The sequence below is a fragment of the Rubrivivax gelatinosus genome (assembly GCF_004340905.1).
Classification (GTDB): Bacteria; Pseudomonadota; Gammaproteobacteria; order Burkholderiales; family Burkholderiaceae_C; genus Rubrivivax; species Rubrivivax gelatinosus.
In genome coordinates this window covers 235,274-250,336 of the sequence record NZ_SLXD01000010.1, presented here as the reverse complement: position 1 = coordinate 250,336, position 15,063 = coordinate 235,274, and the positions used below count along the sequence as shown (strand labels likewise).

14 protein-coding genes and 1 pseudogene are annotated in these 15,063 nt (G+C 67.1%); 5 read left to right on the top strand and 10 right to left on the bottom strand.

All coding sequences use genetic code 11. From position 1 onward, the window contains the following. Positions 1 to 249: 249 nt before the first annotated feature. From EV684_RS16670 to EV684_RS16660, 3 genes are all read left to right on the top strand, one after another. On the top strand, positions 250 to 639 hold the full coding sequence (locus tag EV684_RS16670; protein ID WP_132648408.1) for a hypothetical protein: 390 nt from the start codon (positions 250 to 252) through the stop codon (positions 637 to 639). A gap of 501 nt (positions 640 to 1,140) precedes the next feature. Then, the gene (locus EV684_RS16665; RefSeq protein WP_132648407.1) at positions 1,141 to 2,058 is read left to right on the top strand and encodes a macro domain-containing protein; all 918 of its coding nucleotides are present in this window, start codon (positions 1,141 to 1,143) and stop codon (positions 2,056 to 2,058) included. After that, positions 2,055 to 2,498, top strand: coding sequence for an adenylyltransferase/cytidyltransferase family protein (locus tag EV684_RS16660; protein ID WP_165908513.1), 444 nt, complete (start codon positions 2,055 to 2,057; stop codon positions 2,496 to 2,498). The genes EV684_RS16665 and EV684_RS16660 overlap by 4 nt, the downstream gene beginning before the upstream one ends. A gap of 854 nt (positions 2,499 to 3,352) precedes the next feature. Here the strand turns inward: EV684_RS16660 and EV684_RS16655 are convergent. From EV684_RS16655 to EV684_RS16635, 6 genes and pseudogenes are all read right to left on the bottom strand, one after another. After that, the gene (locus tag EV684_RS16655; RefSeq protein ID WP_132648405.1) at positions 3,353 to 4,228 is read right to left on the bottom strand and encodes a DNA adenine methylase; all 876 of its coding nucleotides are present in this window, start codon (positions 4,226 to 4,228) and stop codon (positions 3,353 to 3,355) included. 45 nt (positions 4,229 to 4,273) lie between these two features. Continuing rightward, complete coding sequence (locus tag EV684_RS16650; RefSeq protein WP_132648404.1) at positions 4,274 to 5,947, bottom strand: AAA family ATPase; 1,674 nt, start codon at positions 5,945 to 5,947, stop codon at positions 4,274 to 4,276. Between the two features lie 105 nt (positions 5,948 to 6,052). After that, a pseudogene (locus tag EV684_RS16645) lies at positions 6,053 to 6,457 on the bottom strand (DUF4411 family protein); the annotation flags it as partial. Positions 6,458 to 6,922: 465 nt separating this feature from the next. Then, the gene (locus EV684_RS16640; protein WP_132648402.1) at positions 6,923 to 7,723 is read right to left on the bottom strand and encodes a lysozyme inhibitor LprI family protein; all 801 of its coding nucleotides are present in this window, start codon (positions 7,721 to 7,723) and stop codon (positions 6,923 to 6,925) included. Positions 7,724 to 7,769: 46 nt separating this feature from the next. Further along, positions 7,770 to 7,928 carry a hypothetical protein gene (locus EV684_RS24055; protein WP_165908512.1) on the bottom strand — a complete coding sequence of 53 codons (159 nt, stop codon included), beginning with the start codon at positions 7,926 to 7,928 and terminating at the stop codon, positions 7,770 to 7,772. 37 nt (positions 7,929 to 7,965) lie between these two features. Beyond that, a complete protein-coding gene (locus EV684_RS16635; RefSeq protein WP_132648401.1) occupies positions 7,966 to 9,258 on the bottom strand; it encodes an NYN domain-containing protein in 1,293 nt (430 codons plus the stop codon). Between the two features lie 320 nt (positions 9,259 to 9,578). Here EV684_RS16635 and EV684_RS16630 point away from each other — a divergent pair, with 320 nt between their 5' ends. Beyond that, a complete protein-coding gene (locus EV684_RS16630; protein ID WP_243651191.1) occupies positions 9,579 to 10,421 on the top strand; it encodes an arginase family protein in 843 nt (280 codons plus the stop codon). A gap of 161 nt (positions 10,422 to 10,582) precedes the next feature. Here EV684_RS16630 and EV684_RS16625 read toward each other — a convergent pair whose 3' ends face one another. Continuing rightward, the gene (locus tag EV684_RS16625; protein WP_132648400.1) at positions 10,583 to 11,518 is read right to left on the bottom strand and encodes a LysR family transcriptional regulator; all 936 of its coding nucleotides are present in this window, start codon (positions 11,516 to 11,518) and stop codon (positions 10,583 to 10,585) included. A gap of 86 nt (positions 11,519 to 11,604) precedes the next feature. Between EV684_RS16625 and EV684_RS16620 the strand changes: the two genes are divergently transcribed. Then, positions 11,605 to 12,495, top strand: coding sequence for an MBL fold metallo-hydrolase (locus EV684_RS16620; protein ID WP_132648399.1), 891 nt, complete (start codon positions 11,605 to 11,607; stop codon positions 12,493 to 12,495). Positions 12,496 to 12,502: 7 nt separating this feature from the next. Here the strand turns inward: EV684_RS16620 and EV684_RS16615 are convergent, their stop codons facing one another. The 3 genes from EV684_RS16615 to EV684_RS16605 form a co-directional block, all read right to left on the bottom strand. Next, a complete protein-coding gene (locus EV684_RS16615; protein WP_310733567.1) occupies positions 12,503 to 13,075 on the bottom strand; it encodes a DUF6622 family protein in 573 nt (190 codons plus the stop codon). 65 nt (positions 13,076 to 13,140) lie between these two features. Continuing rightward, entirely contained in the window at positions 13,141 to 13,947 is an 807-nt protein-coding gene (locus tag EV684_RS16610) for a LytR/AlgR family response regulator transcription factor (RefSeq protein ID WP_132648397.1), read from the bottom strand. Continuing rightward, the gene (locus tag EV684_RS16605) at positions 13,944 to 15,008 is read right to left on the bottom strand and encodes a sensor histidine kinase (RefSeq protein ID WP_132648396.1); all 1,065 of its coding nucleotides are present in this window, start codon (positions 15,006 to 15,008) and stop codon (positions 13,944 to 13,946) included. Before EV684_RS16605 ends, EV684_RS16610 begins: the two co-directional genes overlap by 4 nt. Between the last annotated feature and the right edge of the window lie 55 nt (positions 15,009 to 15,063).

Here is a 15,063-nt window from a genome sequence, read left to right as displayed (position 1 = left end):
AAGGGCCTCGTCGCTCGTCTCATAGTCGACGTCGCTCGCGCCGCGCCGAGAACTGGCAAGGTGATCAGGCAGGCTGACGAACATTTCTAATCAGGAGACCCGAAGCACTGGGGAAAGAAGCCGCATGGCAGTATTACGGTCACGCATGGTCCGCTCTACCACGTCGACCCCGCAATCGACCTGGCCTGCTTCGTTGCAGAGCCCAACCCAAAGCGGTGGATACCGCTCGGTGGTCATCTCGACGACTGGATGGGCCAGTATGAGTTCGTTCTGCACCGGACCCTCGTTCTTGGTTACCCGCCGGTGCAGTTGACGAACAAGCCGCTTCTGGTCGCCAGCCTTGGCGAGGTCAACGCGCTCGCCGATCTGCGCGCGGCGCCGCACCCGCATTTCATCGTGTCATCTACGGCGCGCGGCGGCTTCAGCGGGGGACCGGCCCTTGTGGCCTATGACGAGGCCAACGCGGACGGCGGCACAGCGGCGCTCGGAGTCGTCACGCAGGCACTGTGCAAGAACGGCGAGCCCGAGCAACTCGGCTACATGGCTGTGCTGACGGTCGAGCCGGTCTACAACATGCTGGAGCAGCATGGCATTCTTCCGGCAGAGCAAAAGCTCGACATCAGCCGCGGTGAGCGCTGAGTGGGCTGGCGGGGTGATTCCCACAGGCGCGGGGAGAGCTACTCCGTTTGCAGCGAATGCGGTCCAACGGCGCGCGCCTGCAGGCTGACCGCTTCCGACCAATGAACGATGTTCGATCTTGCGCTCCAGACCAAATCGCTCATGGCGAAGCAACGGTTTCTAGCTGTCAGATGCCTTGCTCATGACCGTGCGCCCGTCGGCATATGGTATTGGGAAAGGTCAGTAGCGGCGAGAGGGTAATACGGCAAGAGGCGGCTACTCTATAGCGCTCGTCAAACTGAAATGTTTGGATCAATGTCACGCCTTGACTGAGCCTAACCGGTGGCGCTATTCGCGGCGGCTATCTTCTGATGGGTGTCAACACAAGCCGCAGGATCGGAGCATCCCGGATTGCAGCTGCTAAACCACTCACTTCAATTAATTGGTCGGTTGCCACATATTGGCCCAACTGACAAACCGGCTGCCGTTCAGGCAGAGTAATTGCAAACAAAGGAATCTTGGATGGGTGCATACATCAGCGTGGCGGGATGGTTCATACCAGTTTTGATTAAGCGCCTGTTCGCGCGTCCCTCCGTCTTCGCCAAATTGGCTCTTCTCTCCCTCACATTTGTCCCTATAGCGTGGCTGCATCCGTTGTGGGAGCAATTGCTGGAAACGCTGCTGAAGCCGCACGTTACATTCGAGTCGCCGTTGACAGACTTTGAGATAGGCTGGGTGTTTGTGGGCATTTGCCTGTTCTTTGCACTGCTGGCCCACCGGGCATCGCTGGCGGCTCCGACGGAGCCCCTCAGGGATGCAAAGATTGTCACGCGCGGGCTAGAATGCGGGCACTCTAGAATTCATCTTTACTGCGGGAACGTGCGCCACCTAGACGGCGATGTGGAGGCGATCGTGACTTCTGAGGATACGGACCTGGAGCTCGGTCGCATAAGCGGAAATACAGTGTCTGGGCGTGTCCGTCGCATGGCAGCAGGCTTGGCGGAAACTGGCGATGTCCTCAAAGACAATCTTCGTGATGGCTTAGATAGATGGAAATTCGCGCAGTCACGCCAAAGCCCATTTGGCCTCGGCACCGTGGTATCACAGGATTCTTTTGGCGCCGCTAGCTACGGCATTAGACGCATTTTCCACGCAGTGGTGCTTGAGAAAGTTGACGGGTTGACCTTTGTGAACGAGTCCGCAGTGCGGGATTGCCTAAGGAAGGTGTTTGAAGAGTGCGAGGCTCGGCAACTTAGGAGTGTCTTTATACCGTTGTTCGGAACTGGCGCGGGGCGGCTTTCTCCGCATGAAACTGCTTTAAAGACGGTTGGACCGTTGGTAGAGCTTCTTAAGCAAAAGAGCAATTTCAAGGTCTACATTGGAACCTACAGGCTCAGTGCGATGGCAGCGACGTGGGCTGCACTGAGCGAAGTCGCTTGAAGCTGTCAGACTGGAGCCGACTCGGTCTCGCAGAATTGCGGCCAATAGGCTATACCTCGGGCGTCTTTGATTTTTTTCATCTCGGGCATGCCCACTATCTTTCCGTCTGCAAGAGCTACTGCACTACCCTCGTGGTTGGGGTGGATGTCGACGAATTGGTGACTGCCAGGAAAGGCACGGGAAAACCTGTCGACAGCTTCCCAGTTCGAGTGGAGAGCGTTTGCCGCCACGGTGCAGCCGACTTTGTCATAGAGATGAGTTTGTCTAACGACGAGATTCTTCAGAAGTTGCGACCCGAGATTTACTTCATCCCAGATAACCGTTCGCTCAGCGTAGAACGACTGGATCTATTGCGCCATCTATCGATCGAACTCGTCGTCGTTCCATATACTCACGGCATCTCCAGTACTCTGCTGACTGGCGTCGGTCGACTGCCTTAAACTGGCGAAACCGATGAAGCAGTAGTGGGCTACGCGAAGGAATGCCATCGCTGTGACGCTGCAGCACAGATGATTCCCCCCAATTCGGCAACGTTATGGCCTAACTGCTGGCGACCGTCATGGCCTCAGCGAGCGACAGGACAAAGCCGCCATGCAGCGCGTGGGTCTCAGCCACTGCCCTGATAGAAGTACAACGCCACAACGATCCGCTTTGCAGCGTGATGCAACTATCGCGGCGGGCGACAACGGACGTTCAGGCCTGCGGAATGCTGACGCCGCGGTCGAGCTACCGGCTCCGAGGCTGAAGCTGCCGGCCAGGGCCAGCGGCGCTCAATGACCGGTTCTAGGGACTACTGCCGCTCACGCATCCGTATGCGAGTGACGCAGAACAGTCTGGTACTGAATCTCGCTGAACTTCGGCTTTGGGCATATTGCTGTCGCTTGCCCCATTGCGTCCAAAGACAGCAACTGGCCGAGTCCAGTCGCAAGCAGACGCGCCAGTCAGCCGACCTTCGATTTAGTGGGGCGGGCAGAAGATTGCGGTGGGTTGCTCGGCGAGCGGAGCGACGGTTGTCGGGCTTCGCCCCGAACTCACAGTCCTGGCCAGGAGAAGTCGTCCCCGAACGACCGCAAACTGTGGCGGCGAAAACTATGGCTCATCAGCGCCCAAAGCATTTATCGGGCAGCGCACAGTGCCGCCACCCGCCTTGAATCATTGGGTGTAGATCATGGTTGTAGCCGCGTCGGCTTGATCCTCCAAGACGGTTACGGAGACCGATGCGCCCAAGGTTTTCGCAAGCTATTTCAGTCAATTTAGAGCCGATGGGTCGCCGCCTCACGACCGGCTCAACAAGTCAAGCTGCCATTTTGGGCTTGGGTATGAGCTCTTCGGCGATCGACAAGTCCCGACTGAAAAACATGACTTCGCTGCCCAGATAACGCTTCTGCGCCGTGTAGTGCAGTGAGTAGCTCATGCCCTCGCTCATCGAATACATCTCGCAGATCTCGTCAGCGTTGTCGTAGGAGACGACCCAAGGCCGCTTGAAGCGCCTTGACTGCAAGAGCTTGGCGATGGCGAGATGGTCCTCGTGCTTGTAGAAGTTGCGATACAGGCCCCGCCCCTTCACGTAGTAGGGCGGGTCGAGGTAGACGAGGGATTTCTTCGGAAGAAACTCGTGGCAGCGCGATAGCAACGCATGCGCATCCTCGCAGTGAACAGTGATGTCGTCGGCGCGCTGAGCGATGCGCTCGATGCGGGCGGATAGCGCAGCCTTATCCAGCCGAGCGTCGAGCTTGTAGGGCCCGCTCTGATCAAGCCCTCCGATCACTCCACCCTTCAGGATGCCGGAGCGGTTCGTCCTGTTCATGAACAGCGTGGCGAACCCCCGCTCTACCAAGGTCGCGGGCGTGGCTTCGCGCAGGACGTCGCGCCATCGCAGCCACTGGTCGATCGTAGTCGGCGTATCGCGCAGAAGCCGGAGCAGCTCTTCCGGATGGCGAATCGCGCAAACCCAGAACGCGTTGAGGGCTGGATCGAGGTCATTGATATGGACGTGGCTGGCGTGCCCATGAAAAAGCAGTTCCAGCGCGACTCCGGCCCCCCCCGCGTAGGGCTCCAAATAGTGGCCGCCATGCAAGCCGCTCGCATTCATAGTCTCGGCGATGAACGGAGCGAAGCGGGCTTTGCCGCCAGGGTAACGCAGTGGAGTGTAGAGCTTGTTCGAATACATGGTTTAGGCCGGTCGACTGCGTCCGCGGAGAGGCTCGGCGCTATGCTACGCGATCGTCGGCAAGCCATGCTGCCGATTGATCTTGTTGATCTTCTCGACGAACGCCGCTCGGAACGCTTCGCGCAGGCCGGAATGCTCACAGTAGTAGGTGACGTATTTCTTAAATGCCGCCTTGTCGGAGTCGGCCCAAGCCTTGCATCGCGCGATGGGCGTCTTTTCGGGGTTAGCGACGTCGGGCCTCGACAGCGATTTGATGTCGGCGGCCTTGAAGTCCGCGAGAAACGCATCCCGCTCCCGCCCGAACTTGGTGAAGAAAGCGTCGCCGTTGTCGAGTCCGATGATGAAGACGACCATGCGACGCTCGATAGCGAAAGAGTCCGGATCTGGAAGCACCAGATAGAGATCAGGATTGGGGACCTTCGCGAGTTCGGACTGCCCCACGTCGGCGTCGAACAGTGCGAGCGAGCCTTCCAACAGAAGCGGGTATTCAACGCACAGCTTCCTCAATGCCGGCCAGCTCGTGCCGACCTTGCCGCCTTCCGGGTCCATGGATGAGTGGAAGTCCACGGCGGCCAAGACATCTTGCGATCTGACCAGCCGCTTGGCGAAGTGGATCGCGTGCTCGTCTTCGCAGAACACCCTAACCTTGCGCGCCGCGGCCACCTTCGCGGGGCTCGACAGCGTGAGCTCCTTGTAGGCGAGCTCGTAGTCGGGATTTTGAAGAATGGGGAAGTTGCCGCCTCGCGCGCTGGACTTGCTGACGAAGTTGATCACGATGCGTCCGGCTGCCAAGTTCGCCGAATGCGTGAGATACAGGTCCTGGATCAGGTGCAGCGAGTGCGTCGAAATAACGATCTGCACCTTGTATCTGGCGCTCCAGCGATAGAGATAGTCGAACAGCCTCAACTGAGCCACGGGATGCAGGCTGCTCTCGAACTCGTCGATGCATAGGATGCCGTTGCCGGTCGTCTGCCCCGCAGCGAATACGCGCTGGAATCCGATCAAGCGGTTGAAGATCGCGCCGAGGTTGTCCTCCCCGGATGAGATCGAGTGCCAGTCATAGCGCGCAGTGGCGCCTGCGAGCGCGAAGGTGCTCTTAACTTTCTTCTGGTGGACGGGGACGAAGGCCTCGTAGTCCGAGCTCGGGAAAATCCGCTCGTAGAAATCCTTGAGATCGGCAGCCTCCAAAGCGGATAGGCGGATGGTTCGGTCCGTCGTCGGAGCGGCCTTAGTGTCGACCAGCGGGAACAGTCGTTTGAGATTCAGGAACGAGGTGTTATAGACGAAATTTCCGTCGCCCTTTTCAGAGCCTGACACCACGATGCGGTGGCGATTGGTGTTGTCCTTGACCCGATAGATCGAAACGGGCTCGGCCAAGACGTCGCCCGAGCCGGTTCGGAGCGTCATGTCGTAGAGGTAGTCGTCAGTGTCGAACTCGGGCGAGAGCTTGAAGACTTCCTGCAGCGGCGTTTTGAGATCTGTCCCGAAGGCGTCCGTCGCATCGCTCGAAAATGGATGAGCGAGCAGCCCCATCAGCGACGTCTTCATGGTCCCGTTTCGTCCGGAAAGCACCGTGACGTGCTCACCGAGGATCAGCGACTGCTCCTTGAGCGATCGGAAGCATTTGATCCGGATGCCAAGGATCGACTGGATGGCGATGTCCTTGTTGTTCGAAAGTCCGAGTTCGGCCTTTCGCTTTCCTTCAGGGAGGCTGTCCATCGGGCGTGGCTCTCATCCGTTTGGTTGCCGCGCGCCGCTCTCTCCCCGGCGCACCGTCGCTTCATTCTCGCAGAGTGTCGCGGCGTGCCTCACCAAGGCGACGGGTCAAACGCCCAAGCGCTTCCGCCATTCGGTGCTGAAACCGAGGTCAAGGTTGAAGGTGAGTGAATCACACCACGCCGCACCCATCGTGCGGCACACGTCCGGCACCTTGCGCTTGTGGCGCTTCGCGCTGGGCTTCGAGGTCTCGACCGTGACCACGCAACGGCCAGACTTGGCTATGGCGTGGGCGATCAGGAAGGGGGCGTGCCCGTTCTCCTCGACCTCATCGTCGGTCAGGTCGTCGGCGTATCCCCTCGCGACGACCGCTTGGCCGATGTCGGCGTCGGTCTCGTCGGGCAGGACGATGGAGCCCTTCACGCTCTCCTGCTGCAGCCAGTCGAAGAGCAGGTCCTTCTCCTTCGGCCCCTCGTTGATCTCCTGGAAGATTTCGACGGGGAGCCTCACGCGGTCTTCGTGCGCCCTAGTCTACTTGTACCTTGCTCACAAAGCCGTACGCAAGTCCAGCAATGCCGTCTGACCTCGCGGTCAACACGGACCTTGCGCGAAACGCCGCGCAAGGCGAATACCTCCACGTTGAGCGGCAGCTCTCAGGCTTCGATTTCGCGATCGGCCAAGACCGCAACTGGTCGTGTGCGTAAGTTCGGCGCCTGGGACAGCGGTCGGTGGTTTGACCGAAGCCTCGCCTGCCGAGCATCCGTTGCTGCCAACGTCAGCAACACCTCAGCTACCGGTCGTTCACGCCGCCCTGGGCACGACAGCTCACCGACCGGAACGCGGCCGACACCGCCATCTGCCTGCACGCCGGTGACCGACCGCCCCCGCTGCACAACGGACACCCGACCGCGCGCGCCGATTCCGCGACGGCCAGCTACCTGCAAGCACACCTGCCATCCACCAGCACCCGCCTGACGCTCACCTCGGCATCGTGGCCGGCGCATCAACCGGCACCAGAACCAACTCACTCCCCCTGTCCAGCACCCAGCCGCTGAACACGAAGCTGCAGCGGATCTCCTCCCCCAGCGGCAGGTCCTCGCCCAGCGTCATGCGCATCAGCCGGTAGCCGCTTCGTGCGCCCCGCGTGATCGGGGCGATGGCCGGGCCGGCTCTGCGCTTGTGGAAGCTGAAACGCGGCGCGTAGCCTTCGCGCGCGTCGGGCGGGCGGCACGAGACCTCGGTGTACGGCCCGCCGGTGAACAGGTGCCGATGGTCGTCCGGGTCGGGATAGAACTCCCACTGCAGCGTGCGGCGCTGCGCGGCCGCCGGGATCGTGATGCGCAGCACCCGCGTGTCGTCGATGCGCTCGATACGCCAGGCGCTGCCCGCCGGTGCCGTCGTCCAGGGGAAGGGGCCCAGGTCGGGCACCTTCGCCAGCGCTTGCTCCAGCACGGTGTTGTGTGCCGCGTAGGCCGCGGCCACGCACGCGGCGTCGGCGCCGCAGGCGTTGCGCTCGCGCAGCCAGCGGCGCTGCGTGCGGCGCAGGCTGCGGTCTTCGTCCCAGCGCAGGGCCAGCGCGGTGTAGGCCGCCGACATCCGCGCGTCCGCCCGCGCCAGGTCGGCGTCGCTGCAGACGAGCCGCTCGACCGCGGTGCGCGCGCGCTGGCAGTCGAAGCCGGGCTGCGCGGCGGCCAGGGCGTCGGCATCCCCGGCCCGCGCCGTCGACGACAGGACCAGCAGGCTGATGAGGGGGGCGAACCAGGGCGGCGTGGGGTTCATCGGGTGTGCGTCAAGGCGCCGGCATATGGGCGTGGACGGGGCGAGCTCAGCGCCTTCTTCCCCCGCGTCTGCCGACGCGCACAAGGCACCAGACTTCCAGCGCCGCGCCCAGCAGGAGCAGCGCGCCGGAAGACAGCTCGATGCCGAGCACGTAGACGACGACGGCAGCCAGGAAGACGACCGGCGTGGGGATGCGGCGCTTCATCGCGGCCGGATCTGGTACCGCTGCGGCAGGGCACCGGTCAGTCCACGTCTTCGGCCGCCTGCACCCCCACCCAGGCCCGGATCTGCGCCAGTTCGTCCGCGTCCAGCACCTTCTGCTCGCGCTCGCACAGGAACTGCACCTGGTTCACCAGCCGCGAGCCCAGCGTCGGCACGCTGTCCTGGCCCTGGCCGAAGACGTGGCCGTTGAGCTGCATGCCGCGCACCAGGAAGCTGACGTCGCGATGGCGCACGCGCATGCCGGCCGCCTCCTGGCAGCGCCGGCTCACCTGGTGCGCGGTGGCCGCGGCCTCGAAGCCGCGTTCGGCCAGCACCTCCGACAGCGTGCGCATCACGAGCTGCAGGTCCTGCGGCGCCAGCATCGGCGCGCCGGTCAGCGAACACACCTCGCGCACCACGGCGAAGGTGGCGCCGCGGCCGTGCCACGGCGACTCCGGGTCCTGCTCCACCGCCGCGGCCTCGACCTCGTGGCGCGCCGGGTCGACGATGCGCCCGCCCGAGCCGCTCACCCACAGCAGCCGCGCCAGCCCCAGCGACCGGAAGAAGGCCTTGAACGTGCCGCCGCCGTTCCAGTTCTCCATGATCTCCGGGTGCTCCTGGCGCAGCCGCGACGCCAGCATGCCGGCGCTCACCGGCAGCGCCGATTCGTCCACCGTGGCCCAGATGCGTGTGGCGATCAGGCCCAGTTCGTCGCCGGTGGCCGGGCGTGGCGTCTCGCGCGCCGGCTCCGGCCGCGGCGCGGCGGCGCCACCACGCGCCTCGCCCGCGTCGGCCACGGCATCGGCCGCCGGCTGCGCCAGCGCCAGCGCGTCGCGCAGGAACACGCGTTCGTCGATCAGCAGGTCGGCCGAGGCCTGGTAGGCCGCCGACGGGAACCCGATCGCCAGCACCGTGGTGCGGCGGTCGTAGCGGCGCAGCTTGCGCAGCACGGGCGTGAAGTCGGCGTCGGCCGAGAAGACGATGAACTCGTCGCAGCGGGTCTCGTGCTGCAGCAGGTCGACGATGTCCAGCACCATGTGGATGTCGGTGCTGGTCTTGCCCTGGCTGGTCACCGGCGGGCAGTCGACGATCTCGAAGCCGGCACGCAGGAAGGCGTGGCGGTAGGCCTGGTACCAGTTGGGGTTCAGGTAGCAGCGGCGCACCAGCAGCCGGCGGCGCTCGCCGTCCTCGTGCGGCTCGGGCAGCGCCAGCGCGCTGGTCAGCCAGCCGATCCACTCGGAGGGATGCCGCGCGAAACGTTCGGCGGCGTCGGGCTGCAGCTGGCGCAGCTGCGAAAACACGTTGTCGAAGTCGACGAACAGGGCGCTCTTCATGGCGGTGGGGGCTCTCCCGGATGCGCTGGCGGCAGGCAGGTTAGCCGATCCGCGGCCGGCTGCAGCACTTCACGGCCCCTGCGGCGACTCCCGCAACGCCAGCTGGTGGCCCTGCGGATCGATCACCCGGCCGAAGCAGCCGCATTCGGCGTCGTCGGGCTTGTCCGGCACCCGGGGCGCCGTGTGGGCGGCGTGAGCCGGCCCGCCATCCCCGGAGTCGGGGCGGCAGCCCAGGCTGCCCCGGGTGCTTCAACCCTCGGGCGGATGTCCGTGTGCGCCATCTCCGGGCAGCATGACCGTTTTGACGGAGGCGGTGCGGAGTGCTCGAAGTCCTGGCATTTCAAGGTCGTGTCGGCGACCACAACGAACTCGCGATTCCCGGTGCCCGGGCCGTGGCCGCCGGCATGGCAGCCCGGCTCGGTCTGGAGGTCGTCACGGTTGGCACGCCTGAACCCGTCCTCAATGCCGGGTGGGACGTCGAGCTCGAGCGCGCCCGCCCGGCGCTCGAACAACTCCGCGCCGCCTTCGACCGCCTCTACGCCAGGGGTGCGAGGGTGGCCGCCGCCACCAGCCGCTGCGCGGCGTCGATCGCCACCTTGCCGGTCATCGCCCGCCATCGTCCCGACGCCTGCGTGGTCTGGTTCGACGCCCACGCCGACCTCAACACCCCCCATTCCAGCTTGACGGGCTACCTCGGCGGCCTGGCGCTGGCGGCGCCGCTCGGCCTGTGGGATTCCGGCCTCGGTGCGGGCTTGGCGACAGACAAGCTGATCCTCGTCGGGCAACGTGACCTGGACCCCTTCGAAACCGAGCTGATCCGGCGGCGGTCGATCCGCTGCATCCCGCCGGGGCCGACCGCTGCCGACGAGCTGCTGGCCGCGCTGGACGGACGCCCGGTGTACGTGCATCTGGACTGTGACGTGCTGGCTCCGGGCATCGTGCCCACGGACTACGTGCACGACGGCGGTCTGTCGCTGGCCGACCTGCAGCAGTGCGCGCGGCGGCTCGCCCGCAGCGAGGTGGTCGGGCTGGAGGTCGCCGAGTTCCAGTGCGCCTGGCACCCCGAAGGACAGCCGGTGTCGGCAGCGCCGCTGGTCGCCGCACTGTCGCCGCTGCTGGCGGCGCTCCAGAGCCACGGTCGAGTTCCTCCGGCTGCGCCGTGACCTTCAGCGCCCGCGCTTCAGTGCGCCGCGCTGCCTTCGCCCACTCTGCAGATGCCGCAGCGTGAGCAGAAGTAGTGCTTCGCGACGCGGGTCGGCGATGCCGACGGGCAGCTGAAGCTCCAGCACGACGGCACCGCAATGCCAGGACAGCCGCTGCCGGATCAGGCGCGGCCGGCGTGCAGCTCGGCCAGCAGGTCGACGAAGCGCGCCACCTTGGCCGGCCGGAAGCGCGAGGCCGGATAGACGGCGTGGATGCCGCCCGCAGGCAGCGTCCAGCCCGGCAGCAGCGCCACCAGGCGTCCCTCGGCCAGCGCCTGCGCGACGGTGTAGTCGGGCAGCACCGAGACGCCGGCGCCCAGGCTGACGGCCGACAGCACCGCCAGCGTGGCGTCCAGCGAGATCGACGGCTGGACTTCGACCGCCTGGCGGCGCCCGTCGGCGGCCTCGAAGACCCAGTGCCGGGGCTCCTTCAGCGCCGCGTTGGCGACGAAGGGCAGCTGCGCCAGCTGCTGCGGGCCGGCCGCCGGGTCCAGCCGGCGCGCCAGCGCGGGCGTCGCCACCAGCGTCTGCTCGAAGCTGCCGATGCGCCGCGCCGGCAGCGGCGAGTCGGGCAGCCAGCCGACGCGCACCGCGAGTTCCACCTCGTTGGACAGCAGGTCCAGCGACTGGTCCGACAGCGCCAGCTCCACCCGGCACTGCGGATAGCGGCGCGAGAACTCGACCACCGCCGGCACGACGCACGCCAGGCCGTAGTCGAACGGCGCCGTCAGCCGCAGCGTGCCCGCGGGCTCCACCGAGACGCCGGCCAGCTCGTCGAAAGCGACGGCGGCCTCGCGCAGGATGCGCGCGCAGCGCTCGTGGAAGGCCTGGCCGGCGTCGGTCAGCGCCAGCCGCCGCGTCGTGCGGGTCAGCAGCGAGGTTCGGAACTCGCGCTCCAGCCGCGCCACCTGCTGGCTGACGACGGCCTTGGTGATGCCCAGCCGCTCGGCCGCGGCGGTGAAGCTGCCGGTCTCGACGACGGCGGCGAAGTAGGCCAGACGCTTGAGGTTGGCGAGGTCCAGCGGGCCGGCGTCGCGAGCATTGTTCGTCATTGGCATACGAAGTGTCGGTTTGAAATGGATTTTTCTACGGATCGACGCTTCCTACGATGACGCCATCGATTCACCGACACCAGGACGCCCCCATGATCTCCCGCCGCGACTTCATCCAGATCTCCGCCGTGGCCGGCACGGCCGCACTCTCCGGCGTGGCCCACGCCGCCGCCGCCGGGCTGCGCTGGCAGCACTTCCCGTCGGACCAGAACGGCTTCTTCCGTGCGCCGGTGCTCGTCAGCGGCGAACGCGAGGCGGTGCTGATCGACGCCGGCTTCACGCTGCCGGGCGGCCGCGCACTGGTCGACGCGATCCGCGCCAGCGGCAAGACGCTGACCACGGTCTACGTCAGCCAGAGCGACCCGGACTACTACTTCGGCCTCGGCCCGGTGAAGGCCGCGTTCCCCGACGCGCGGGTGCTGGCCGCGCCGGAGACCATCGCCGCGATCCGCGCCAACGTCGAGAAGAAGCTCGCCGTCTGGGGCCCGCAGCTCAAGGAGAACGGCCCGCAGCGCCTGGAGGACATCGTCTTCCCGCAGCCTTTCGAAGGCCAGGCACTGCAGCTCGAAGGCCACACGCTGCAGATCGTCCCGGTCGACGGCCTGGAGAACCGGCGCTATCTCTGGGTGCCGCAGCTGCAGGCGGTGTTCGGCGGCGTGCTCGTCTTCTCCGGCCTGCACGTCTGGACCGCCGACACGCCGACGCCGGCCGCGCGTGCGGCCTGGGTCCGGGCGCTGGAAACGATCGCCGCGCGCCAGCCGCGCATCGTCGTGCCCGGCCACCTGGCGGCCGGCGGCGCGCTGGACGCCTCGGCGCTGCGCCACACGCGCGACTACCTCGTCGCGTTCGAGGAGGAACTGGCCCGGGCCGCCGACAGCGCCGCGCTGATCGCGGCGATGAAGCGCCGCTACCCCGACGCCGGCCTGGCGCCGGCGCTGGAGATCGGCGCCAAGGTCGCCAAGGGCGAGATGAAGTGGGGCTGAGCCCGGCTCAGACCGCCAGCGCCGGCCGCGCCGCGCGGCGCGCGACGGCCCACAGCGCCATCGCGCGGCCGAGGAACAGGCCGCTGAACAGGCCGTAGGCGGCGCTGATGCCGAGCACGAAGGGCGCCGCCTCGCGGGCCTGCGGGTGCACGGCCAGCGCGACACCGGCGCCGAACTTGACGGCGAAGATCGCCATCATCAGCGCCAGCGGCAGCCAGCTGCCGGGCAGCGCGAACCGGCCGGTGTCCGGCGCGTAGCGCACGCCGGTGGTGTCGGTGCCGCGCTGCATCGCCGTCAGCCCGGCGGCCAGCGCCAGCGCCCAGGCCAGCAGCGCCGCCGGCTGGGTGCCGAAGGCGCTGGTCGTGCCCAGCAGCGACGCCGCAGCCAGCGCCAGCGGCAGGCCGACGCAGCGCCGCAGGCTGGCGCTTTGCGGCCGCGAGGCCTGCACGCCCATCACGACGAGCACGGCGAGCACGACGAAGACCCAGCGCGGGGTGTGAAGCAGGATGTCGAGGAACATGGCGGGCCTTTCGGTGGCGGGTGCGACGCGCCCACTGTGCCGGCCGGGCCCCGCCGCCACGACCGCGCGGCGACGAAGCGCCGGCCGCCGTGACCGAAGCGTCGGCCAGGGCCCCCGAACGGCGGCTACATCGGCTTGAACAGGTGGGCGAAGGCGCGGCTGACCTTCAGCGGCCGCGCCAGGCCGTCGACCGCCAGGCTGTAGTGCCCGAGTTCGTCGCGCGTGGCGCTGCGGATGCGGCGCGTGGCGACGTAGACCGCGCGGTGCACCTGCATGAAGTCCTCGCCTTCCAGCCGCGCCGCCAGCTCGCGCAGGCTCATGCGCACCAGCGCCTCGCCGTTGGCCGTGACGACGTTGACGTACTTGTCGGTCGCCTCCAGGCACACCACGTCGGCCACCGGGATCATGCGCACCGTGTTGCCGACGCCGGCGCGGATGACCTTGATGCGTTCCTGGCCGGCGGGCGCGGGAGCCTGCAGCGCCTGCACCGTGCGCACCTGCTCGGCGGCGTCGCCGGCGTGGACCTGCGGCGCCCGGGCCGCCAGGCGCTGCTGCAGCCGCGCGACGGTGACGCGCAGGCGCTCGGGCGTCACCGGCTTCAACACGTAGTCGACCGCGGCGCGTTCGAAGGCGGCGACGGCGAACTCGTCGAAGGCGGTGACGAAGACCAGCAGCGGCAGCGGCCTGTCCTCGGGCCAGTCGTCGTTGACGGCTTCAGCGACCTCCAGCCCGGTGCGCCCGGGCATGCGGATGTCCAGGAACAGCAGGTCGGGCAGCAGCGCCAGCGCCTGCTCGGTGGCGGCGAGGCCGTCTTCGGCGACCTCGGCCAGCCGCAGCCCGGGCCAGGCCTCGGCGAGCTGGCGCTTCAGGCTGCGCGCCAGCAGGGCTTCGTCTTCGGCGATCAGCGCCAGCGGGGTGTCGTTCGTCGTCATGCGGGAATCCTCACGATGGCCCGGGTGCCGCAAGGCTCCTGTCCCTGCAGCCGCAGGCTGGCGGCGGGGCCGTACAGCGCCTGCAGCCGGCCGCGCACGTGCGCCAGGCCGTAGCGGCTGCCGCTGCCGGCGGCGGGTTCGTCGGGCAGGCCGACGCCGGTGTCGGCGACGACCAGCAGCAGGCCGTCGGCGTCGCGTTCGGCGCTGACGGTCACGGTGGCGCCGCCGACCTTGGGCTCGACGCCGTGTTTCAGCGCGTTCTCGACCAGCGGCTGCAGCAGCATCGGCGGCACGGCCGCCTGCTGCAGCTCGGCCGGCAGATCCAGGCGGTAGCGCAGGCGCCGGCCCAGGCGCAGCGCCATGATCTCCAGGTAGGCCTGCAGCTGCTCGAACTCGGCCTGCAGCGTGCTGGTCTCGGCGCGCGAACCGGCCAGCGTCGCACGCAGGAAGGTGATCAGCCGGTCGATCATCTGCTGCGCCTCGCGCGGGTCCTCGTCGACCAGCGAGCGCAGGTTGGCCAGCGTGTTGAACAGCATGTGCGGGTCGAGCTGGGCGCGCAGCAGGCGCAGCTCGGCTTCGACGGCCAGCTTCTGCGCAAGCAGCCGCGCCGCGGCTTCTTCGGCCAGGCGGTTGCGCAGCCAGACGAGGTAGAGCACGAAACCGGTCGCCGACAGGCTGGCGACGACGGCCGCGAGCTGGCCGTCGTAGAGCCCGGCGATGCGAACCGGCTCGCCGAGCAGCGCGTAGGCGCAGGCGAACCCGAGTGCGTAGCCCGCCGGCAGGCCGAGCGCCAGGCGCAGCGGCAGCGACACGCGCCGCGGCCAGCGGCGCAGCCCCGGCAGCTGGCGCAGGAGCTGCACCGTGACCACCGACCAGAAGCCGATCCATTGCGAGAACCACAGCGTGCGCCAGAAGCTGGCGCCGGCGGGCTGCAGCAGCGTCAGCACCGCGGCCACCAGCACGCACAGCGCCGCGGTCTGGCCGACCAGCCGCAGCGTCTGGTGCGCGGCTTCGGCGCGGGGCGGGGGCGGGTTGTCGGCGGGCGGGGGTGGGGTGGTCATGGCGGGCGTCGAGTCGGCCGCGACTCTAGCCGCGGCCTGGTCGGCGCGCCGGTTC